The organism is Diaphorobacter sp. C33, from assembly GCF_030503915.1.
GTDB lineage: Bacteria > Pseudomonadota > Gammaproteobacteria > Burkholderiales > Burkholderiaceae_C > Diaphorobacter > Diaphorobacter nitroreducens.
Genome location: NZ_CP129980.1, coordinates 2,950,468 through 2,971,116, shown reverse-complemented (window position 1 = coordinate 2,971,116; position 20,649 = coordinate 2,950,468). Strand labels below are relative to the sequence as shown.

Below are 20,649 nucleotides of genomic sequence, written 5' to 3'. Positions count from 1 at the left end.
TTTCCTGCAAGCCGGGTTATTTGGCCAAGCCAAGCTTCTCGATGATGACCTTCTCAGTCTTCATGGTGTCCAGCGCGTACTGCTTGTAGGTGGCGCTGTCCATGTAGTAGGTGTCCATGTCGAACTTCGCCAGGGACTCCTTGTAGTTGGGCATCTCCATGGCCTTCTTGAAGGCGTCGTGCAGCACCTGGGCGATCTTCGGGTCTGTGCCCTTGGGCACCACCAGGCCGAACGGCGAGGTCTGCACCAGGTTGATGCCCACTTCCTTGAGCGTGGGCACGTTGGGGAAGCGGGCCGAGCGCTTGTCCCCCCAGACCGACAGCACGCGCAGCTTGCCCTGCTCCACGTACGGCGCCCAGCCGGGCGTGTCGGCAATCGACATCACATGCCCGCCCAGCACGGCCTGCAGCGACTCGGAGTTGCCCTTGTAGGGGATGTGGTTCAGCGTCACGCCGGCCTGCAGGGCGATGTTCTCCATCGTCAGGTGCAACGTGGTCAGCGCACCGGGCGTGCCGTAGTTCAGCTTGCCGGGGTTGTTCTTGGCGTAGGCGATGTAGTCCTGCATGGACTTGATGGGCGAGTCCGCGGGCACCACCAGGCCGAAGGCGTAGCCCGCCAGGCCGATCACGTATTGCAGGTCGGTGGCCGGGTTCCAGTTGATCTTCTGCGTGTAGGGCAGGCGGAACACCGGCAGCGGCACCTGTGCGAGCGTGTAGCCGTCGGCCGGGGTGCTCTGCATCATCTGCGCGGGCAGCACGCCGCCGGCGCCGGGCTTGTTCTCGATGATCACGGGCTGTCCCAGGATCTTGGAGGCGTTCTCCGCCAGCACGCGAAACGGCACATCGGTCGAGCCGCCGGCGGTGAAGCCGATCAGCACCTTGATCGGGCGGCTGGGAAAGCGCTCGGGTTGCGCCAGCGCGGGGCCGGCCACGCAGCCGGCGGCCAGCAGCAGGGACAGGGTGCGGCGGTTGAGCAAAGCATGGGTCATGGAGGGAGTCCTTGGGTCTATGGCCTCCGGCGCTGCGATCAACCCGCTGTGCAGGCCGTGTGCTGTGGAGGCCTTCAGGTAGCGTGGTTTCTCTGTGCGAAATTCATGGAGGCACGGGAGAAGTGGCGTGATTTCAGTATCCCCCTGATGAAAAACCCTTCTCGCTAGGGAAATCCATGAGTCGGTGCAGAAAAGTTGCGATGAAATAATTCCGCTAAGAGAAATTTACCTGGAGAGTGGGAATGGCGCGCACACGGAACATCGACTTCGACGAAGGCGCGGACAGCCGGCGCTTCGTGACCGCGCTGGCCCGGGGGCTGGACGTGCTGGCGTGCTTCCAGGTGGACGAAAAATGGCTCACCAATGCCGAGATCGCCGCGCGCACCGGCCTGCCCAAGCCAACGGTGGTGCGCCTGGCCTACACGCTGTGCGTGCTGGGCTACCTGCGCCATTCGCGCGACAGCGGCAAGTACGCGCTGGGCGACAGCCTGGCGGCACTGGGCATCACCATGGTGTCCAACCTGCGGCTGCGGCGCATTGCACGGCCCTACATGCAGGACTTCGCGGACCGCTACGACATCTCGGTGTCGCTGGGCATCCGCAACGGGCTGTCGGTGCTGTACGTGGAGAACTGCCGCTCGGGCACGCCGCTGTCGCTGGGGCTGGACCTGGGGGCGCGCCTTCCGGTGGCGGAGACGGCCATGGGCCACGCCTTGCTGGCCGTGATGGAGCCGCGCGAGCGCGAGCGGCTGCTGGCCGAGATCCGCCAGGCCGAGGGCGAGCGCTGGCCGCAGTTGCGCCAGGCCATCGAGACCGGGTGTGCCCACTGGCGGGCGCGTGGCTTCACGGTGGTGGTGCGCGACTGGCAGACGGATATCGCGGGCGTGGGCGCCGCCATCCGCCAGCCCGACGGCCGCGTGATCAGCTTCAACGCAGGCGGCTCGGCCAGCAAGTTCCCGCGCGCGCTGCTGGAGCAGGAGATCGGCCCGCAGTTCGCACGCATGGTCAAGGGGCTGGAGCCGTTCGTGCGCAGCGAGGAAGCGTAAGCTATCGATTAAATAGCTGTCAGCGCTTGCTGGACAAGCGCTAGAGGCCAATTGGGCTTAAAGAGGCGGCGTGCGGGCTGCGGCGATGTAGTCGTGCAGCAGTTGCTCCAGCAGGTCCAGCGGCAGCGGCCGGCTGAAGAAGTAACCCTGGTACACCGCGCAGCCGGCGTGCGCCAGCCAGTCGCGCTGCGCGCTGGTCTCCACGCCCTCGGCGATCACCTCCAGGCCCAGGCTGGCGGCCAGGCCGATGATGGTGCGCACGATGGCCGCGTCGTTGGGGTCCGTGAGCAGGTCGCGCACGAAGCTCTGGTCGATCTTGAGCTGCCCGAGCGGCATGCGCTTGAGGTAGGCCAGCGACGAGTAGCCGGTGCCGAAGTCGTCCAGCGAAAAGCCCACGCCCAGCGCGCGCAGCGCCGCCATGGTGGCAATGGTGGCGGCCAAGTCCTCCACCAGCAGGCTCTCGGTCAGTTCCAGCTTGAGCTGGGAGGCCGGCGCGCCGGTGGCGGCCAGCACGCCCGCCACGTCGTCCACGAAACCCGCATCCCGGAACTGGCGCGAGCTCACGTTCACTGCCATGGTCAGCGGCGCCAGCGCCGGCACCCGCTGCCAATCGGCCAGCACCGAGCACGCCGTGTGCAGCACCCAGTGCCCCAGCGGCAGCACCAGGCCGGTCTCCTCGGCCAGCGGAATGAACTGCCCGGGCGACACCATGCCGCGCCGCGGGTGCGCCCAGCGCAGCAACGCCTCCACGCCCACGATCGCGCCCCGCGCGTTGATCTGCGGCTGGTAGTGCAGCAGAAACTCTTTCTGCGCCAGCGCGTTGCGCAGATCCGCCTCGAGCGAGGCACGCTCGGCCACGGCATGCTGCATGCTCGGGTTGAAAAAGCGCAGCGTGTTGCGTCCCGCGGTCTTGGCCTGGTACATCGCCAGGTCGGCCTGCTTGAGCAGTTCGCCCACCGTGGTGGGCGCGTGGTTGAACAGTGCGATGCCGATGCTGGGCGTGCTGCGGTACTGGTACCCGGTGAGCGCATAGGGGGCGCTGAGCACGGCGAGGATCTTCTCGCCCACGGCGCCCGCCTGCTCCGCCAGCGTGTCGCTGTGCGCGCTGAGCTGCTCCACCAGCACCACGAATTCGTCGCCACCCAGGCGCGCCACCGTGTCTGCGCTGCGCACGCAGGTGTTCAGCCGCTGCGCCACGATCTGCAGCAGCTCGTCCCCCTGGTCATGGCCCAGCGTGTCGTTGAGGGTCTTGAAGTTGTCCAGGTCGATGAACAGCAGCGCCCCGCCCTGCTCCAGGCGCTGCGCCTTGGCCAGGGCCTGGTCCACGCGGTCCAGCAGCTGCACGCGGTTGGGCAGGTGGGTGAGCGGGTCGAAGAAGGCCAGGCGCTGGATCTCGCGCTCCTGGTGCTTGCGCGTGCCGATGTCGGCGTTGATCGCGAGGACCGACTCGGGCTCGCCACGGTCGTTGCGCACCAGCGTCCAGCGGCCTTCGGCTTCGAGGGTGCGACCCGCGCGGTCGCACTGCAGGATCTCGCCGCTCCACACGCCGTGCTGCATCACCTGCTGGGTGGCGCGCAGGAAGTCCTCCGGGTTCTGGTACAGCAACGTGGCGATGGAGCGGCCGAGGACCTCCTCGCGCGACCAGCCGTACATGCGCTCTGCGCCCTCGTTCCAGAACGTGATGCGGTGCTCCAGATCGCGCACGATGATGGCGTCGCGCGCCTTGTCCAGCAGCGATGCCTGCTGGCGGATGCGCTGGTCGTCCGTCTGGCGCTGCAGTTCCGCGGCCGCGCGCGCGGCGAAGATCTGCAGCGTGTTGCTGACGAAGCGGCTGCGCTCCAGCGCCTGGCGGAACACCACGAAGATCATGCCGATGGGCGTGCCGTCGCTGGCCGTGAGCTGCTGGCCCACGTAGCTGCGCGCGCCGGTGCGCGCGAGCACCGGCGCGCGCGGGAACCGCTCGCGCGCACGGTCGCGGATGACCAGCGAGCGCTGGGTCAGCAGCCGCTCGCTCGGCGTGCCTTCCAGTACGTACTCGGCATTGGGCTGGGTCACGCCATCGACCACGTGCGACAGCGCCACCGCCCGCCGCGCCTGCCCGGGGGCGGCCGGCAGGAAGCGGCCCACGCAGGCCACCTGGGCGCCCAGCGCCTCGGCCATGTGCTGCGCCAGATGGTCGAAGAACGCCGCGCCCACGCCGGCCGAGACGGCGGTGGCCACCTTGACCAACGTGGCCTGCAGGCGCTGCTGCTCCGCGCGGGCACGCAGGTTCTCGATGCCGAACGCGAGGTCGGCGGCCATGGCCTCCAGCAACTGCGTCTCCTGCACCCCCAGGTGCAGCACCTCGGGCGCATACAGGTACAGCAGGCCGAAGGTGCGCTCGGCGTTGCGCAGCGGCAGGCACACCACGGCGTGAAAGCCCAACTGGGCCATGCGGTCCGCCAGGTGGCTGAAAGCCGGGCTGTGGTGCACGTCGTGCACGATCACCGTGCGGCCGCTGCGCACGCACACGCCTGCCGGGCCGTTGCCGCCCGGCTCCTGCACCGACCAGCTCAGGTGCAGGTGTTCGGTGTAATCATGGGCTTGGGCGACGCCCGCGTGCGCCACGGGCTCGATGCGCCTGTGCGCATCGTCGCGTGCCATGCCCACCCAGCCCATGCGGTAGCCGCCGATCTCCACGGCCACGCTGCACACGGCGTGCAGTAGATCGGACTCGCTGGTGGCACGCACCAGTGTCTCGCTGCAAGCGCCGCGCATGCGCTTGGCCCGGTTGACGCGCGCCAGCTCGTCCTCGATACGGCAGCGCTCGGTCACGTCGCTGGCCAGCATCTGCCACGCCGGGCGCCCGCCGAAGTCCGTGTCGCCCACGACGACTTCCACGTCCAGGGCGGCGCCGTCCTTGCGTGAGTGGCGCCACAGCCGTGGTGCGGACGCGGGAGACCCGGGTGCATGGGCCTCGCGGCGCAGCATGTCGAGTGCGCAGGTGGCCGCGTCCTGGTTCTCCGCGGACCAGAGCGCGCGCAACTCCATGCCCAGCAGCTCCTGCTCCGCATGGCCGTAGTGGCGGACCATGGCGTGGTTCACCGCCAGCAGACGCAGGCTGTCGCGGTCGCAGACCCACATGGGCTGCGGATGTTCGGCAAAGAGCGTGCGGTACTGCTGCTCGGACGCACGCAGCTGCGCGTCCACGCGCCGCAACTGCAACATGGCGCCCAGCGACTCGGCCAGGATGCGCAGGTGCAGCAGATGCTGCGCCTCCAGCGCTGCGCCCTGGGGCACCCTCACCTGGAGCAGGCCCGCGAGCAGCGCGCCGCTGCCCAGCGGCATGCTGACCCGCCGGTGGGGGGGCTGCGCACTTCCCACATCCTGCGCGGGGGCGTCCGTGGCTGCCTGTAGGCCCGCGCGTGCGGCTTGCTCCATGCCCTGCCAGGATGCGCAGGCGTCCAGCGGCACGCGGGTGCCGATCGCCGGCAGGGGCGGCGCGCCCACGCTGGCGCGCACGGCCAGCGCATCGTTTTCGCGCAACGCGATCATTGCCCCGACTGCGCCCGTGATCGCGCAGGCGGCTTGGGCGGCCTGCGCCAGGACGTGCTCCAGGGGCAGCTGCAGGTCCGTGATCAGCTGCTGGAGCTGCAGCAGGAGGGCATGCGCCGCCGCCTCGTCGTGCGCCTGCACCGCTGTGGCCAGGCCTCCTGCCTCGGCCGGGTGGGCTGACGGGGTTCCAGTGGAATCGCTCATCGGCATGGCGCGCTGCGTGTCATGCCCACGCGCGGCCGGGATGGCGCTGCGGGAAGGAGCGAGAGGCGGCCCGGGCCATGGCGCGCGTCAGGAGCGGCCCAGGCTGGCGCCGGCCAAGGGGCTCGGCGGTGGCGCGGCGGGGTGTTGGAAGAACATGGCGGACGCTTGCGGCCCGAAAGGCGGGCGGATGTGACTGATGGTACATGGGCGCCCTCCTTCTTTTCGGCCGCGACGGCGCCGGAGCGTGTCAGCCGCGTGTGCGGCGTTCGCGCACGGCCGCAGCCAGCTGCTGCAGTACCGGCACGGTCTGTGCGAAGCTGATGCAGGCATCGGTGACCGACACGCCGGGTGTGAGCGGCTGGCCGTCCACGATGTCCTGGCGGCCCTCCTGCAGGTGGCTCTCGATCATCACGCCGGTGATGCGTGCATCGCCCGCGGCGATCTGCTGGGCCACGTCCTGCGCCACGTCGATCTGGCGGCGGTGCTGCTTGCTGCTGTTGGCATGCGACAGGTCGATCATCACCTGCGGGCGCTGGCCGGCCTTCTCCAGCATCACGCAGGCGGCCTGCACGTCGGCCGCGCCGTAGTTCGGGGCCTTGCCGCCGCGCAGGATCACATGGCAGTCGTGGTTGCCGCGCGTCTCGAAGATCGCCGCCTGCCCCATCTTGGTCATACCCATGAAGGCATGCGGTGCCTGCGCGGCCTGGATGGCGTCGGCCGCCACCTTCACGCCGCCATCCGTGCCGTTCTTGAAGCCCACGGGGCAGGACAGGCCGCTGGCCAGTTGCCGGTGGCTCTGGCTTTCGGTGGTGCGCGCGCCGATGGCGCCCCAGCTCACCAGGTCGCTGATGAACTGCGGCGACAGCAGGTCCAGGAATTCCGTGCCCACGGGCAGGCCCAGCGCCAGCACGTCCAGCAGCAATGCGCGGGCGCGCTCCAGGCCTTCGTTGATGGCGAAGCTGCCGTCCAGGTGCGGGTCGTTGATGTAGCCCTTCCAGCCCACGGTGGTGCGGGGCTTCTCGAAGTACACGCGCATCACGATGAGCAGGTCCTGCGCCAGCGCATCCGCCTGCTCCTTCAACAGGCGCGCGTACTCCATGGCCTGGTCATGGTCGTGGATGGAGCACGGTCCCACCACGACGATGAGGCGGTCGTCCTGCCCGTGCAGCACGCGCGAGATGGCCACGCGGCTGCTTTCCACCAGCGTCTGCGCCGCCTCGGGCGCGGGCTGCCATTCCTGCAGCAGCGCGGGCGTGATGAGCGGGCGCACGGCTTTGATGCGCAGGTCGTCGATGCGCGTGGTGTCGTGGGTGGTGAGCGGGGATGCGAGGCGTTCGGTCAGGGTCATGGTGCCCCGATTGTCGCGCTACCCGCGTGAGAGCCTGTTCGGGGAGTCCGGCGCCCTGCCCGGGCGGCAGGTGGCGGTGAAGGAAGGTAACACTGCCTGTGGCCGCCGCAAGCGGCGCCGTGGAAGTTCAGGGGCGCCGGAAGCTCGCGAACTGTTGCGACCAGTAGCGCGACTTCAGGTGGTCCAGGCGCACCGTGCCGCCGCTGGACGGCGCATGTACGAAGCGCCCCTCCCCCACGTAAATGCCGGCATGCGTGGGCCGGCCGCGGCCGAACACCACCAGGTCGCCCGTGCGCAGCTCGTCCGCGTCGATGGACTGGCCGAAGCCGCTCAACTGGGCCACCGTGCGCGGCGGGGCCACGCCCGCGCGGCTGGTGTACACGTAGCCGATGAGACCGCTGCAGTCGAAGCCGCTGTCGGGCGTATTGCCGCCGTAGCGGTAGGGCGTGCCCACCAGTCCCAGGGCATGGATGGCGATGTCGCTCGACTGTTCGGGCGACAGGCGGGAATAGGCGGCGTTGCGCGAGGCAGAGGTGGGCGGCGTGGTGCCGCAGCCCACCACCAGCAGGCTGGCCGCGAGCGTCAGGACGAGAAGGGCAAAGGCGCGCATGGGGGTCAAGCGTAGCAGCCGCGGCGCGATGGCGCAGCCAACACCCCGCGCCCGAACGCGCTTTCTCCTACTTTTGCAACGTTTTTTGGGGTCATTTTTTGCACTTTTCTCGCGGCGCCTCGCCGTGGTGCACGCGCGAAGGGTGTGGGGCGCGATTGCAGCGACTGAGCCGCGCAGTACAAAAAATTGTACTAGTACAAACAATACAATGTGTGCATGCCATCGTTGTCTGTAGAAGGAAGCAATGCCAAAGACATTGCGGCAAGCCTTGAATATGCCATGCGCCGCGGCGCTCTGCCAAGCGGCGCTGCCCTGCCCTCGGTGCGCCATCTGGCCGCAGAACTGGGGGTGAATCCCAACACCGTCGCCGCCGCTTATGCGCGGTTGCGCAGCGCGGGCCGCGTGGTCACTGCGGGGCGCCGCGGCACCCGCGTAGCGGGCGAGCCGCCCCGCCCTGCCCCTTCGTTCGCTCCGCCCGAGGGCCTGCGCGACCTGGCCAGCGGCCAGCCCGATCCTGCGCTGCTGCCGCGCCCCCGCGGCGCGGCCTGGGCCGCTGCGCTGGGGCAGCCGGCAGCGGTGCCGCATGCGCCGCAAGCGGTTGCGGAGGCGCTGCTGTCGCAAGCACGCCCCTGGCTGGAGAGCCAGGGCCTGCCTGGCGATGCCGTGGGGGTCTTCTCGGGCGCGCTGGATGCGATCGAGCGCGCCCTGCGTCAGCATGCGCGCCCCGGCGACCGCGTGGCGGTGGAAGACCCGGGCTGGCCACCGCTGCTGGCGCTGCTGCACAGCCTGCGCCTGCAGCCCGTACCCCTGGCCGTGGACGCGCAAGGGCTGTGCGTGCCGGCAGCGGGCGTGTTGGCGCAGTGCTGCGCCGTGGTGGTTACGCCGCGCGCGCACAACCCCACGGGCGTGGCCCTGGGTGTGGCGCGCTGGAAGGCGCTGCGCCGCCAACTGCGGGCCCACCCACACACGCTGCTGATCCTGGATGACCATTGGGGCCTGCTGAGCCACGCGCCCCTGGCGATGGCCGGGGCCCTGCCGCCGCTGTGGCTGCATGTGCTGAGTGTGAGCAAGGCGTTGGGCGCAGACTGCCGCGTGGCCCTGGCCGCGGGCACGCCGGCGCTGGTGCAGGGCATGTGCGCACACCAGGCGCTGGGGCCGCGCTGGGTCAGCCACTGGTTGCAAGGGCTGGTGGCGCAGTTGTGGCGGCAGGCGGCGCAGGGGCGTGCGCGGGGCTCATGGCGCCATGCCGCGGCCCAATACGCGGCCCGCCGCGCGGCGCTGACGGACGCGCTGCGCGGCCACGGGGTGGCGGCGCCCTGGCTGGAAGGCGAGGGCCTGCACGCCTGGATGCCGGTGTCCGACGAAGCCGCGGCGGTGCAGTCCCTCGCGGCCGCGGGCTGGGCGGTGCAGGCGGGCGCTCCGCTGCGGCTGCACAGCGGGCAGGGTGTGCGCATCAGCCTGGGCGCCGTGGGCGTGCGCGATATGGGCCGGCTGGCGCGCGACCTGGCAGGGGCGCTGCGACCTGCGGTGCGGGCGGTGTTTTAACGAACGCGAGCGCGCCGCGAATACGGCAGCGCTCCCGTGCTGCACGCCGCCCGTGGAGGGATTTTGTCAATCTCGCCTCTTGCGCGGAGGGAGGCGGTCCTTGGAACTGCCGCCACGTGGTCTGTGGTTGACCTCTCTGCGGGCGACGAGCTAAGGGTTAAGGGCTACCCTGTGGCGGGGCACGCCGCGGCTTGCGGCGCCCGCTCTCCGCTCCAGCAACGCGCGCTGGCAAGACAGACGCTCCTCGCGCAAAGTGCCCCCGCGCGGGTTGGGCGCGCCGTCAATCCAGCGACAGCTCGCGGTGCTCGCCCAGCGGCTTGGGCTGCTCGCCGGTCAACGCGGCGGTGGCGAGTTGGTAGAGCTGGGAGAGCTTGCTGTCCTTCACGTCCCAGTATTCCGCATGCTCGATGCGGACGGCCAGCAGCACCAGATTGGGGTCTGTGGGACCGTCGGGGAACCAGGCCTTGGCCAGCGGCGTCCACAGTGCTTCCTTGCGCGCGGGGTCCTCGATGAAACCGGCCGTGCCCGACAGCGACACGTAGCAGTCTTCGCCCGGGTCGGCGTAGCTCAAATGCACCTGGCTGTCGGCCTGCAGGCGGCTGTGCAACTCGCTGCCGCGCGGGATGAAGAAGAAGAGTTGACTCTGCGCATCGATGTCCTTGTTCAGCGTAGTCAGCGGGTGGGCATGCAGCCGGCCGTCGGCCGCGCGGTGGGCGAGCATGGCAAAGCGGATGTCCTTGATGCGGTTCCACAGCGTGGCGTGGGGGGAATCGTCGGGCATGGACATGGGAGAACCTCCGTGGGATGTAGGTGGACGCCACGGCGCGGTGCGTCACGCACGCGCCGGGACGGGCATACAACGCACTGTAGGGTGCGCTCGGGGTGCGCGGCGTCGGCCCCGGTCACGCCTGGATGTGCGCGCAATCCGACGCGCGGTATGAATGGGAGAAGAATTGAAAAATGCCCTGTCGCGCCCGCAATAAGGGCGGGGGCAGCTACCCCATTTGCAACGCCGTTGGCGGCTGTTCGGCTGGCGCGGCCTGGCGGTGGTGCTGCAGCAGCTTGCCGATGGCAGGGCGTGCGCAGCGCTGCAACTGCATCAGCAGCGCGTGGTCCGGCCAGGCCAGGCCGAAGCGTTGGCACAGGTCACGCTGCATACAGGCCAGCAGCGAGGCGGCCATTTCCGCATCGGCCAGCGCGCGGTGGGCGCGCCCGGCGCGCGGCAGGCCGAGGTGGTCCGTGAGGCGGCCCAAGCTGTGGCTGGGCGCATCGGGGTACACGCGGCGCGACAGCAGCACGGTGCAGGCGAATGGATGGGGCGCGGCGAGCCCGGCGTACTGCAATTCGGCCTGCCAGAACTTGCGGTCGAATGCGGCGTTGTGGGCCACCATGGGCGCGTCGCCCACAAAGCACGCGGCCTCGCGCATCACTGCGGCGGCAGCGGGAGCGGCCTCCACCATGGCATTCGTGATGCCGGTGAGTTGCGTGATGAAGGGCGGGATCCGCACGCCCGTGCGCATCAGGCTCTGGTAGCGGTCCACCACGCGGCCGCCTTCCATGAGCACGATGGCCACCTCGGTGGCGCGTGCACCCTGGGCAGGCATCATGCCGGTGGTTTCGAAATCGATGACGGCGATGGGGGCGGACGGCATGCGGGACGGCAGGAAACCGGCCCCGCGCACCCCGTGCGATAGGCACGGGCCACCGGCACCGGTGCGTAATCGTAGCCGCCACGCACGAAGCGCCGCCGCCCCCAAAAGTGCGGATGCCGGGCCACGCGGGCCCTGCAGGCCGGGCTCAGCCCGCGCCGCCCTGGTTCTTGCTGCCGCGGCGCGACTGCGCCTGGTTGCCGCTGCCCACCTGGTCCGTGCGGTCGCTGCGGCTATCGGGCGTGCGACGCGCCTGGTTCAGGGCCGTGGGGGGCTGGTGCCCCTGCTGGTTGTGGTCGTTGGCCACCTTGTCGGTGGCGCCCGAGTTGTCGTTGGTGCGCTTCATGGCGGGCCTTTCAGAGATCGGTCCAATCCACTCTAGGCAGCACGGCAGAGCGCGGGCGTCGGCGATGGGCCTGCCCGCCTGTGGGACGCGGCCCGACAGGCGATGCGGGAAGGGGTTAATGGTCCAATCGGGCTCCAGCGCTTATCCAGCAAGCGCCACAAGCTATACCAATAGGAGCAATCGGTCACCCTGCGGCCCGGCGCGCCAGCGTGAACGGCGGCAAGCCCTGCAGCAGCCGCTGGCCGTAGCCGGTGCGCACCAGGCGCTTGTCGTAGCAATACACGTGCGCGCGGTCTTCCTCGGTGCGGATGGCGCGGCCCACCCACTGCGCCAGGCGGATGGCGGTGGCGGGCACCACCAGTTCGCTGAACGGGTCGCGTCCGGCGCCGCGCAGCCATTCGGCGCGGGCCTCGCCCACGGGGTCGTCAGGCGGGGCGAAGGGCAGCTTGGTGATGAAGAGCGATTCGCACAGCCTGCCGGGCAGGTCCAGCCCCTCGCCGAAGGATTGCATGCCGAAGATGATGGAGGGCTGGCCTTCGGCCACGCGCTCGCGGTGGCGGGCCAGCAGCTGTGGGCGGGGCAGGGTGTTCTGCACCAGCACGGCGCTGCGCATGGCGGTGGGCAGCATGTCCACGGCCTGGCGCATCTGCTCGCGCGAGGTGAACAGCACCAGCGCGCCAGCCTCGACCAGGGCCAGGTCGGACAGCAGCGCGTCCACCATCTCGGAGGTAAAGGCCTGCGCATCGCGCGGCTCGGCGCGGGTCTCGGTGGCCACCAGCGTGCCCTGCAGCGCGTAGTCGAACGGACTGGGCACGGCCAGCGTGGTCACGGCTTCGTCGCCGAACAGGCCCGATTCGCGCAGGAAAAAGTCGAACTGCCCGCAACTGGTGAGCGTGGCCGAGGTCAGCACCGCGCCGCGCACGGCGGACCACAGGTGGTTGCGCAACGTGTTGCCCGGCAGCACGGGGCTGGCATGCGCGCGCACGACGATGAAGTCGCCCTCGACCTCCAGCGTGAACCACTTGGCGGCCGGCACCGCGCCCTCGGGCGCGTCCTGCAGCAGCAACTGGGCGGCCGCGTGCACGGCCTCCAGCCGCGGCGCCAGCACGCCGATCTGCGCATACAGCTGCGACAGGCGCCGCGCCTCGTCGGGCTTGTCGCGCATTTCGCTGCGCAGGGCCTTGGAAATGGCGCGCAGGGCGTTCAGGAAGCCCTCGGCGTGGTGCGCGGCCTGGCTGAAGGGCTCCACCAACGCTTCGGGCAGCACACCGCCGGCCACGCGGGCGCGCGTGGGCAGGCTGGATGCGAACTGGCGGCGCCCCGGCACGGGCGCACGCAGTTGCTCGCCATACACGTCCATCACCAGGCGCGCGGCATCCTGCAGCGCGGCGCGCAGGCGCGCGGCGTGGTTGGGAATGTCGGCGATGTCCTCGACCTCCACCAGCTGGCCGATGCGCAGCGCGCGGCTGGCCAGGCGGTCGATCCAGGTCAGGCGCGAGAGGTCGGCCTCGCAGGCGAACTGGTCGAGCGCGGTGGCGGGCAGGTGGTGGGCCTCGTCGATCACCAGCAGGCAGTTGTCCAGCTCGGGCAGCAAGCGCGCGCCCAGGGACGACAGCAGCAGGTCGTGGTTGGCCACGATGACCTGCGCGGCCACGAGCTGCTTGCGCCGCTCGTAGTAGGTGCACTGGTTGAACACCGGGCAGTGCTTGCCGGTGCAGGAACTGGCCTCGGCCGCCACGGGACTCCAGGCCTCGGGCTCGGGCGGCGTAGCGAGCGTGTCGCGGTCGCCGTCCCATTCGCTGGTCGCCAGCGCGTCTGCCATGCTGGCGTAGAACTTCATGCGCGCCTCGGACTCGTGGCGCGGGCGCTTGCCGCGCTGCTCGGCTTCCTCGTCGGCGAACAGGTCGTCGTCGGGCAGGTCGCCGTCACCGCCCGGGCCGGCCGCGCCGCCGCCGGCCAGGCGCTCCAGCTTGAGCTTGCACACGTAGCGCCCGCGCCCCTTGGCCAGCGCGAACTGGAAGGGTTGCTCCATGCGGGCGGCCAGGGCCGGCAGGTCCTTGTGCACCAGCTGCTCCTGCAGCGCCACGGTGGCGGTGGAGATCAGCACCCGCGTGCCGCGCGCCAGCGCCATCGCGATCGCGGGCACGCTGTAGGCCAGCGACTTGCCCACGCCCGTGCCGGCCTGCACCACGGCAATCGCGCGCTGGGGCAGGGCATCGTCGTCCTCCAGCTTGCCCAGCTGCGCCTGGCTGAAGGTCTGGGCCACCTGCTCGGCCATGCGCCGCTGGCCCTCGCGCACGCGAAAGCCGGCCGTGGATTGGACCACCGCCTCGAACGATTGCAGGGCCTGGGCGGCCCACTCTGTGGAAGACATGGAAGGGGAGATCAGGCGCGGGGCCGGCTTTGCGGGGCGTGCCACTGTAAATGCATCCAGGCATGTTAGCCGAAGCGGGCTGGGCGCCGCTCAGGGCCGGCTATACACCCCTGGCCGTGCCCCCCAGGTGATGCGTGGTCGCCCGTGCGCCCAACGCTGATGCCGTCGTCCGCCCCCGGCCTACGCGGAACCGGACGGGGACTGCCTAGCATGGGGCGATCTGCCTTGCAGGCAAACGAGAGGTTCCCCATGCCATCCCATCGCGATACCCCGTCCCCTTCCAATGCCCCGGGCGCCGCGCCGCCGTCGCCGGGCGAGCACACCGATGTCCACGAACAGGGCGTGGACCTGCAGACCCCGCCCCAGCAGGAACGCGCCGCCGGTACCCCCGCCGCGCCCAAGCTGCCGCACGAGCGGGACCAGTCCGTCACCATGACCGGCGGCGAGCGCCATCCCGAGGTCGAGCAGGCCCACCGCGACGTGGAACGCGGCCTGCAGGATACCGACCGTGGACCGCCCGCCGGCCGCACCTATCGCAAGCTCAAGGACTCGGAATAGCTATTAAAAACGTAGCTGTCAGCGCTTGATGGTAAAGCGCTAGAACCTGTTTTTATTCTTCATCCGTGGGAGCGCTGCACAGCTCCACGCGCAGCCGCCGCACCTGCGCACCCGTGTACGCCTGCAAATGCGCCGTGGCCTGTGCGGCCAGCGCATCGGGCGTCGGCGCGGTGAGCAGCAGCAACTCGGGCGCTCCGCCCGGGGTGACGGGTGCCGCCCACGTGCGGCGCCGCACCGTGACGCCGTCGCGCGCCAGCGCCCGTAGCACTGCCGTTTCGCACAGGGCCGCACCGGGCAGCAGGCGCAGCAGGTGCGGCGTCTTCACTGAGGCCATCGGCAGTACGGCGGGGGCGTCCGCGCGGCGGTGGGTGCCCAGTGTGGGCACGCCAGGGCCCGTGGGTGCCGGGGAAGAAACGGCCGGCAGGCGCGCCAGGTCGATCAGGTCCGCCAGCACGGCGCTCGCCGTGGGCTCGCCGCCGGCGCCCGCGCCGCTGAAAAAGGCGCTGCCGGCTGCGTCGCCGCGCACCAGCAGCCCGTTGGTCGCGTCGTCCAGCAGCGCCAGCGGGTGCCGCGCGGGCACCAGGGCCGGGTGCACGCGCAGCTGGATGGCCACGCGGCCCTCGCACTCCTGCTGCTCGGCCACGGCCAGTAGCTTGACGGCGTAGCCCAGTTGCGCGGCCGCGGCCACGTCGCCCCGCTGCAGGTCGCGGATGCCCTCGACATGCACGGCGTCCAGCCGCACCGGCATGCCGAACGCGTTGGCGGCCAGCAGCGCCAGCTTGTGCGCGGCGTCGGTGCCGTCCACGTCGAAGGCCGGATCGGCCTCGGCATAGCCCAGTGCCTGGGCTTCGGTGAGCGCGGCGGCAAAGCCGAGGCCCGCCGCCTGCATGCGCGTGAGGATGTAGTTGCTGGTGCCGTTGAGCACGCCTGCCAGCGCGGTGATGCGGTTGGCCGCCAGCCCTTCGCGCAGCGCCTTGATCACGGGTACGCTGCCGGCCACGGCCGCTTCATAGGCCAGCACCCGGCCGTGGCGCGCGGCAGTCTGCGCCAGCGCCTCGCCGTGCGTGGCCAGAAGGGCCTTGTTGGCGGTCACCACATGCTTGCCATGCACCAGCGCGGCCTGCACCCAGTCGCGTGCGGCGCCCGTGCCGCCGGCCAGTTCCAGCACCACGTCCACGCCGGGGTCGGCGGCCAGTTGCAGCGGGTCGGTCAGCAGGCGCACGCCGGGCGCGCCGTCCAGCGCTGCAGCGGCACGCGCGGTGTTGCGCGCGGCGACCGCGACGATCTCGATGGCGCGCCCGGCGCGTGCGTTGATGAGGTCCTGGTTGCGCCGCAGCACCCGCCACACGCCGCTGCCCACGGTGCCGGTGCCGATCATGCCCACGCGCAGGGCAGGGGGCGGGGCCGGAGCGCGGCGCGCACTGGCGTGCACCTCGGGCGAGGGGCTGAGTTGGGGTTCTACGAACATGTCTTTCTCCAAACACGGGCTGCAAAAGCCCACAAAAAAAACCAGCGGCCGGGGCTGGGTTTCGTTCGGAGGGGGAAGAAGACACCAGGGGGCCGCCGGTGCGGCCACCCTGCGCGTGCGCTAGGTCGCCGCGGTGGTCATGGTGGTAATCATTCGTGCGTTCACGCCCGATGCGCAGGCCCGCGCCGCGCCGGTGGCGGGGGTGCGTGGGTCAGAGCAAAGCAGTGTGAACAGCATGCGTGCAGTGTAGCGCAGGTGACGGTGCGGCGTGCTTTACTCTTGATTTGATAGCTGCTAACGCTTGATGGACAAGCGCTATAGGCGGTTTTGGTTTGAATGCCTCGGGATGGGAATCAGCAGCCCACGGCCTGGCCGTCGCGCCGGTGGTCGGAGCCCGCGGCGTAGGCGAAGCCGGTGCCGGGCGTGGCCTCCAGCCGGCGGATGATCTGTGCGCTGCCGAATTCCAGGCTGCCGGGCGCGGCCACCTGCGGGTCGTGCCCCAGCGCGCGCAGGCCGTCGACCACGGCGGCGGGCACGGTGTGTTCCAACGTCAGCGCGCCCGCGTCGTTGATGCGCCAGCGTGGCGCGTCGGAGCAGGCCTGGGGGTTCAGGCCCTCCACGGCCTCGCGCAGCACCATCTGCACATGGCCCTGGGCCTGCATGTTGCCGCCCATCACGCCAAAGGCCATGTGGGGCTGGCCGCCGCGCGTGACGAAGGCGGGAATGATGCTGTGCATGGGCCGCTTGCCGCCCGCCACCTGGTTGGGGTGGCCCGGCGTGGTGACGAAGCCCATGCCGCGGTTGTGCAGCGCGATGCCCGTGCCCGGCACCACCACGCCCGAGCCGAAGCCCTTGAAGTTGGACTGGATGAACGACACCATGCGCCCCTCGCTGTCGGCCGTGCACAGGTACACCGTGCCGCCGCTGCCGGGCTGGCCGGCGGGGTACTGGCCGGCGCGCTGCGGGTCGATGAGCGCGGCGCGCTGGCGCAGGTAGGCCGGGTCCAGCAGCTGCGCGGAGGTGAGGCGCATGTGGTCCGGGTCGGCCACGTGCGCGTACAGGTCGGCAAAGGCCACGCGCATGGCCTCGATCTCCAGGTGCATGCGTGCGGCCGAGCCCGCTGCGGTGCTGCGGTAGGGCAGATGCTCCAGCAGGCCCAGCGCCATCAGCGCGGCGATGCCCTGGCCGTTGGGCGGGATCTCATGCACCGTGCGGTCGCCAAAGGGCACGCTGATGGGCTGCACCCATTCCACGGCGTGCGCGGCCAGGTCCTCCAGCGCCAGGCCTGCGCCGTGCTGGCGCGCGTAGTCGGCCATGGCCTGCGCCAGCCGGCCGCGGTAGAACGACGCGCCGCGCGTGCGGGCGATGTCCGCCAGCGTGTCCGCCTGGTCGGCAAAGCGCCAGATCTCGCCCGCCTGCGGCGCGCGTCCGCCGGGCGTGAAGGCCTCGAAGCCCGGCTGGCCCTTGAGGTCGATGGCCGCCTGCGCCCACTGGCGCGCGATCACCGGGCTGACGGGAAAGCCGTCGCGCGCGTGGCGGATGGCGTCGGTGAACAGGTCCTCGAAGGGCAGGGCGCCAAAGCGCTCGGACAGTGCCACCCAGCCCGCCACGCCGCCGGGCGTGGTCACCGTGTCCCAGCCGATGCGCGGCATTTGCGGCAGGTGGGCAAAGAGCTCGGCCGACCAGGCGCGCGGCGCGCGGCCCGAGGCGTTCAGCCCGTGCAGCGCGGCGCCGTCCCACACCAGCGCGAAGGCGTCGCCGCCAATCCCGTTCATCACCGGCTCCACCACCGTGAGCGTGATGGCCGCGGCCAGGGCCGCGTCGATCGCATTGCCGCCGCGCGCAAACGCCGCCGCGCCGGCCTGCGCGGCCAGCGGCTGGGAGGTGGAGACCACGTTGCGCGCCAGCACGGGCTGGCGGCCGGAGGGGTAGGGGAGTTGCCAAGTCATGGAAGCCGATCTGGAAGGGGAAGGAATGCCGGGTCGATTGTGCCGCCGTGAAGGCGCCGCCCTACTGCGTGGAATTGCGCACCATGCGGATCGCATCGAACGGGCAGCGCAGCGCACACAGCGCGCAGCCGGTGCAGCTCGGCGCGTCATGCAGCACCGAGCGTTTGGGGCCGAAGCGCTCCGGTCCCTGCATCTGCAGCGACAGCACATGCGGCGGGCACACGCCCACGCACCAGCCGCAGCCGGTGCAGCGCTGCGGGTCGATCGCGGGCAGGGCCTTGCGCGGGGCGGTCATCGGCGCAGCATGCCACGGCGGGCGCTACAGTGCGGGGCTTATGGCTGAATCCGCTGCTTCCATCACCCGCCACCTGCGCATCCACGGCCTGGTGCAGGGCGTGTACTACCGCAAATCCATGACCGAAGCCGCGCGCCGCCTGGGCGTGCAGGGCTGGGTGCGCAACCGCCAGGACGGCACCGTGGAAGCGGTGGCCAGCGGCGCTGCGCCGGCCGTGCAGGCGCTGATCGACTGGGCCCACGAGGGTCCGCCCGCCGCGCGGGTGGAGCGTGTGGAGGTGGCGCAGGCGCCCGCCTGCGACGCCCAAGGGTTTGAGCAGCGCGAGACGGTTTAAGTCAAATCGGCCTCTAGCTCTTATCCAGCAAGCGCTGGCAGCTATGAAAACAGGAGCTTGCCGGCAGTGGCCGTTCCGGCTGGGCGTCAGGCGAGCTGCCGCAGCAATTCCAGCGCGCCGGCCGGCGCCCGCTCCTTGGCGCCGTTGATGAAGTACACGAATACGTCGCGCGGCCGCTCGCCGCCGGTCCAGGTGCGCACGCCGGCAGCCCATTGCGCGATGGCCTCGGACGTGTAGCCGGTGGGGATGTCGGCTTGGCTGCGCATCAGCCGCAGGTAGGCAAAGTCGGCCTCGGCGTCGGCCATCGCAGGGAATTTCTCGGAGTCCGTGCACACCGGCACGCAGCCGTAGCGGCGTGCCAGGGCGATGAAGGCCGGCGTGGCAAAGCTCTCGTGCCGCACGTCCAGCGCATGGCGCAGGCGGCGCCCATCCACTTCGCGCGGCAGCAGCGCCAGGAAGGCCTCGAAGTCCTCTTCCTCGAACCGCTTGCTGGGCATTAATTGCCAGACGATGGGGCCGAGCTTGCCCTGCAACTGCGCAATGCCGCTGCCCACAAAGCGCGCGATCGCATCACCCGCCGTGGCCAGCACCCGGCGGTGCGTCACCCGCCGGTGGGCCTTGAGCGAGAACATGAAGCCGTCCGGTGTTTCGTCGTGCCACTTGGCGAAGGTGGCGGGCTGGAAGGTGCTGTAGAACGTGCCGTTGACCTCGATGGCCGTGAGCTGGCGGCTGGCGTAATGCAGTTCCTTGGCCTGCGCCAGGCCCGGCGGGTAGAAACTGCCGCGCCAGGGCGCGAAGGTCCAGCCGCCGATGCCGACGCGGATGTGCGGGCGGCCGGTGGCGGTGTCCACGGCAGCGCCGCTCACTGCACCAGCGTGGCGCTGAGCGTGATCTCCGGCACCGCGGCCAGCGCCTTGGACAAGGGGCAGTTGGCCTTGGCGTCGGCGGCCAGCTTCTGGAAGGTGGCCTCGTCCATACCCGGCACCTTGGCCTTCAGCGTGAGCGCGATGCGGTCGATGAGAAAACCCTCGCCCTGCTGGGTCAGACGCACGCTGGCCGTGGTGTCGACGCGCTCGGTGGCGAAGCCGGCCTTGTCCGCCGCGAACGAAAAGGCCATCGTGAAGCAGGCGGCATGCGCCGCGCCCAGGATTTCCTCGGGATTGGTGCCCTTGCGGTCGTCGCCAAAGCGGCTGGCAAAGCCATAGGGGTACTTCTGCAGCGCTTCGGTCTCGGTGCTGATCTGGCCCTGGCCGGCCTTGCCGCCGCCTTCCCAGTGAACGCTGGCCTTCTTCTCGGACATGGGAACCTCCACAGTGTGCAAAGACGCCCATGACACCACGCCGCGCGCGCGGCGCAGGTGGGCGGCCGCTGGCTTGCGGCGTGGGCCGCGTCCTACAGCGTGGTGGTCAGCCGCGGCGCTGCCGTTCGCGCGCGCCGTAGGCGCAGTAGCCGGGCTTGGGGCTTTTCTTCTGTGGATGCAGGCGGCAGGTCTCGGGCCGCTGCTCGTACACGGTGCACAGGCGCGTGGCGGCGTCCAGGAACTGGCAGTCGCCATTGGCGCGCCGGGCCAGGGTGAAGAGGGTGTTCTTGTGGTTGAAGTGGTCGATCAGCCGCGCCTTCTGCAGCCGTTTGGCGATGTGGCGGGGCTCTTCATGCTCGGCCTCGAACGCGTCCACCAGGCCCAGGCGCACCAGGTCGGACAGCTGCACCTCCAGCGGCATGGTGCAGCAGTTGGCCGCGCAGCTCTCGCACAGGCCCGCGCGGTAGCGGGTCCAGGTGTCGACGCGGTCGACGTCGACGATGGCGATGGGGGATCTCATGGCGCGGGCGTGCAGGGCTGCGGGGCCAGCGGCCGGGCCTGCGCCGCCAGCGCATGCAGCTCGTCGCCCGTGAGGCGGTAGCGGATCCATTCGCTCTGCGGGCGCGCGCCCAGGCTGTCGTACAGCGCGATGGAGGGTGTGTTCCAGTCCAGCACGCTCCACTCGAAGCGCCCGCAGTCGTGGTCCACGGCGATGCGGGCCAGTTGCCGCAGCAGCGCCATGCCTGCACCCTTGCCGCGGTGCTCTGGCGAGACGTACAGGTCTTCCAGATACAGGCCGTGGCGGCCCTGCCAGGTGGAGTAGTTGAAGAAGTACACCGCGAAGCCCACGGCGGTGCCGCCGGCCTCGCAGATCAGGCCGTGCACCTTGGGGTTGGCGCAGAACAGCGTGCGGTGCACGTGCGCGGGCGTGGCCAGCGCCTCATGCTCCGCTTTTTCATAGATCGCCAGTTCCCGCACGAAGTGCAAGATCAGATCGGTGTCGTCAATGGTGGCGGGGCGGATGGTCAAGACGGTCATAACTGCCAACGGCTTTGGTGCAGCAGAAGTTCATTAAAAACGCAATGGTGTGGAGGGCTGCAA

General features: G+C 70.4%; 19 protein-coding genes. 4 read left to right on the top strand and 15 right to left on the bottom strand.

Annotation, left to right across the window (positions count from 1 at the left end; genetic code table 11):
• Positions 1 to 16: 16 nt before the first annotated feature.
• Entirely contained in the window at positions 17 to 988 is a 972-nt protein-coding gene (locus QY917_RS13925; RefSeq protein ID WP_088887998.1) for a tripartite tricarboxylate transporter substrate-binding protein, read from the bottom strand.
• 242 nt (positions 989 to 1,230) lie between these two features.
• Between QY917_RS13925 and QY917_RS13920 the strand changes: the two genes are divergently transcribed.
• Entirely contained in the window at positions 1,231 to 2,034 is an 804-nt protein-coding gene (locus tag QY917_RS13920) for an IclR family transcriptional regulator (protein ID WP_012655140.1), read from the top strand.
• Positions 2,035 to 2,091: 57 nt separating this feature from the next.
• Here QY917_RS13920 and QY917_RS13915 read toward each other — a convergent pair whose 3' ends face one another.
• From QY917_RS13915 to QY917_RS13905, 3 genes are all read right to left on the bottom strand, one after another.
• Entirely contained in the window at positions 2,092 to 5,778 is a 3,687-nt protein-coding gene (locus QY917_RS13915; RefSeq protein ID WP_312035108.1) for an EAL domain-containing protein, read from the bottom strand.
• A 241-nt stretch (positions 5,779 to 6,019) separates the two neighbouring features.
• On the bottom strand, positions 6,020 to 7,120 hold the full coding sequence (locus tag QY917_RS13910) for a 3-deoxy-7-phosphoheptulonate synthase (protein WP_123675423.1): 1,101 nt from the start codon (positions 7,118 to 7,120) through the stop codon (positions 6,020 to 6,022).
• A gap of 127 nt (positions 7,121 to 7,247) precedes the next feature.
• Positions 7,248 to 7,730 carry a C40 family peptidase gene (locus QY917_RS13905; RefSeq protein WP_123675424.1) on the bottom strand — a complete coding sequence of 161 codons (483 nt, stop codon included), beginning with the start codon at positions 7,728 to 7,730 and terminating at the stop codon, positions 7,248 to 7,250.
• Between the two features lie 216 nt (positions 7,731 to 7,946).
• Between QY917_RS13905 and QY917_RS13900 the strand changes: the two genes are divergently transcribed.
• Positions 7,947 to 9,275, top strand: coding sequence for an aminotransferase class I/II-fold pyridoxal phosphate-dependent enzyme (locus QY917_RS13900; protein WP_123675425.1), 1,329 nt, complete (start codon positions 7,947 to 7,949; stop codon positions 9,273 to 9,275).
• Positions 9,276 to 9,555: 280 nt separating this feature from the next.
• Here QY917_RS13900 and QY917_RS13895 read toward each other — a convergent pair whose 3' ends face one another.
• The 4 genes from QY917_RS13895 to dinG all read right to left on the bottom strand — a co-directional run bounded on the left by QY917_RS13895 (position 9,556) and on the right by dinG (position 13,644).
• Entirely contained in the window at positions 9,556 to 10,056 is a 501-nt protein-coding gene (locus tag QY917_RS13895; RefSeq protein WP_172209108.1) for a pyridoxamine 5'-phosphate oxidase family protein, read from the bottom strand.
• Between the two features lie 214 nt (positions 10,057 to 10,270).
• Complete coding sequence (locus QY917_RS13890) at positions 10,271 to 10,927, bottom strand: PolC-type DNA polymerase III (RefSeq protein WP_123675426.1); 657 nt, start codon at positions 10,925 to 10,927, stop codon at positions 10,271 to 10,273.
• 145 nt (positions 10,928 to 11,072) lie between these two features.
• Positions 11,073 to 11,270, bottom strand: a complete 198-nt coding sequence (locus QY917_RS13885) for a hypothetical protein (protein ID WP_011807233.1) — start codon at positions 11,268 to 11,270, stop codon at positions 11,073 to 11,075.
• Between the two features lie 184 nt (positions 11,271 to 11,454).
• On the bottom strand, positions 11,455 to 13,644 hold the full coding sequence (gene dinG / locus QY917_RS13880) for an ATP-dependent DNA helicase DinG (RefSeq protein WP_123675576.1): 2,190 nt from the start codon (positions 13,642 to 13,644) through the stop codon (positions 11,455 to 11,457).
• Positions 13,645 to 13,893: 249 nt separating this feature from the next.
• On the opposite strand from dinG, the gene QY917_RS13875 reads away from it, so the two are divergent.
• Positions 13,894 to 14,202, top strand: a complete 309-nt coding sequence (locus tag QY917_RS13875) for a hypothetical protein (protein ID WP_123675427.1) — start codon at positions 13,894 to 13,896, stop codon at positions 14,200 to 14,202.
• 52 nt (positions 14,203 to 14,254) lie between these two features.
• Here the strand turns inward: QY917_RS13875 and QY917_RS13870 are convergent, their stop codons facing one another.
• From QY917_RS13870 to QY917_RS13860, 3 genes are all read right to left on the bottom strand, one after another.
• Complete coding sequence (locus tag QY917_RS13870; protein ID WP_123675428.1) at positions 14,255 to 15,670, bottom strand: homoserine dehydrogenase; 1,416 nt, start codon at positions 15,668 to 15,670, stop codon at positions 14,255 to 14,257.
• A 353-nt stretch (positions 15,671 to 16,023) separates the two neighbouring features.
• Positions 16,024 to 17,619: a gamma-glutamyltransferase family protein gene (locus QY917_RS13865; RefSeq protein ID WP_123675429.1), complete on the bottom strand. Its 1,596-nt coding sequence runs from the start codon at positions 17,617 to 17,619 to the stop codon at positions 16,024 to 16,026.
• Positions 17,620 to 17,680: 61 nt separating this feature from the next.
• Positions 17,681 to 17,914, bottom strand: coding sequence for an ATP-binding protein (locus QY917_RS13860; protein ID WP_123675430.1), 234 nt, complete (start codon positions 17,912 to 17,914; stop codon positions 17,681 to 17,683).
• Between the two features lie 40 nt (positions 17,915 to 17,954).
• Between QY917_RS13860 and QY917_RS13855 the strand changes: the two genes are divergently transcribed.
• Positions 17,955 to 18,248 (top strand): acylphosphatase, encoded by a 294-nt coding sequence (locus tag QY917_RS13855; protein ID WP_123675431.1) that lies wholly within the window; start codon positions 17,955 to 17,957, stop codon positions 18,246 to 18,248.
• Positions 18,249 to 18,334: 86 nt separating this feature from the next.
• Here the strand turns inward: QY917_RS13855 and QY917_RS13850 are convergent, their stop codons facing one another.
• From QY917_RS13850 to QY917_RS13835, 4 genes are all read right to left on the bottom strand, one after another.
• Positions 18,335 to 19,099 (bottom strand): DUF72 domain-containing protein, encoded by a 765-nt coding sequence (locus QY917_RS13850; protein ID WP_123675577.1) that lies wholly within the window; start codon positions 19,097 to 19,099, stop codon positions 18,335 to 18,337.
• An 11-nt stretch (positions 19,100 to 19,110) separates the two neighbouring features.
• Positions 19,111 to 19,548, bottom strand: coding sequence for an OsmC family protein (locus tag QY917_RS13845; RefSeq protein ID WP_011807225.1), 438 nt, complete (start codon positions 19,546 to 19,548; stop codon positions 19,111 to 19,113).
• 106 nt (positions 19,549 to 19,654) lie between these two features.
• Positions 19,655 to 20,068, bottom strand: coding sequence for a YkgJ family cysteine cluster protein (locus QY917_RS13840; protein WP_012655127.1), 414 nt, complete (start codon positions 20,066 to 20,068; stop codon positions 19,655 to 19,657).
• The gene (locus QY917_RS13835) at positions 20,065 to 20,586 is read right to left on the bottom strand and encodes a GNAT family N-acetyltransferase (protein ID WP_011807223.1); all 522 of its coding nucleotides are present in this window, start codon (positions 20,584 to 20,586) and stop codon (positions 20,065 to 20,067) included. The genes QY917_RS13840 and QY917_RS13835 overlap by 4 nt, the downstream gene beginning before the upstream one ends.
• Positions 20,587 to 20,649 lie beyond the last annotated feature (63 nt).

Coding starts and splice junctions, on each gene's coding strand:
- dinG (WP_123675576.1), bottom strand. CDS start 13,644: ATGTCTTCCACAGAGTGGGCCGCCCAGGCCCTGCAATCGTTCGAGGCG.
- QY917_RS13895 (WP_172209108.1), bottom strand. CDS start 10,056: ATGCCCGACGATTCCCCCCACGCCACGCTGTGGAACCGCATCAAGGAC.
- QY917_RS13915 (WP_312035108.1), bottom strand. CDS start 5,778: ATGCCGATGAGCGATTCCACTGGAACCCCGTCAGCCCACCCGGCCGAG.
- QY917_RS13920 (WP_012655140.1), top strand. CDS start 1,231: ATGGCGCGCACACGGAACATCGACTTCGACGAAGGCGCGGACAGCCGG.
- QY917_RS13900 (WP_123675425.1), top strand. CDS start 7,947: ATGCCATCGTTGTCTGTAGAAGGAAGCAATGCCAAAGACATTGCGGCA.
- QY917_RS13855 (WP_123675431.1), top strand. CDS start 17,955: ATGGCTGAATCCGCTGCTTCCATCACCCGCCACCTGCGCATCCACGGC.
- QY917_RS13840 (WP_012655127.1), bottom strand. CDS start 20,068: ATGAGATCCCCCATCGCCATCGTCGACGTCGACCGCGTCGACACCTGG.
- QY917_RS13835 (WP_011807223.1), bottom strand. CDS start 20,586: ATGACCGTCTTGACCATCCGCCCCGCCACCATTGACGACACCGATCTG.
- QY917_RS13875 (WP_123675427.1), top strand. CDS start 13,894: ATGCCATCCCATCGCGATACCCCGTCCCCTTCCAATGCCCCGGGCGCC.
- QY917_RS13910 (WP_123675423.1), bottom strand. CDS start 7,120: ATGACCCTGACCGAACGCCTCGCATCCCCGCTCACCACCCACGACACC.
- QY917_RS13860 (WP_123675430.1), bottom strand. CDS start 17,914: ATGACCGCCCCGCGCAAGGCCCTGCCCGCGATCGACCCGCAGCGCTGC.
- QY917_RS13905 (WP_123675424.1), bottom strand. CDS start 7,730: ATGCGCGCCTTTGCCCTTCTCGTCCTGACGCTCGCGGCCAGCCTGCTG.
- QY917_RS13890 (WP_123675426.1), bottom strand. CDS start 10,927: ATGCCGTCCGCCCCCATCGCCGTCATCGATTTCGAAACCACCGGCATG.
- QY917_RS13865 (WP_123675429.1), bottom strand. CDS start 17,619: ATGACTTGGCAACTCCCCTACCCCTCCGGCCGCCAGCCCGTGCTGGCG.
- QY917_RS13925 (WP_088887998.1), bottom strand. CDS start 988: ATGACCCATGCTTTGCTCAACCGCCGCACCCTGTCCCTGCTGCTGGCC.
- QY917_RS13870 (WP_123675428.1), bottom strand. CDS start 15,670: ATGTTCGTAGAACCCCAACTCAGCCCCTCGCCCGAGGTGCACGCCAGT.
- QY917_RS13845 (WP_011807225.1), bottom strand. CDS start 19,548: ATGTCCGAGAAGAAGGCCAGCGTTCACTGGGAAGGCGGCGGCAAGGCC.
- QY917_RS13885 (WP_011807233.1), bottom strand. CDS start 11,270: ATGAAGCGCACCAACGACAACTCGGGCGCCACCGACAAGGTGGCCAAC.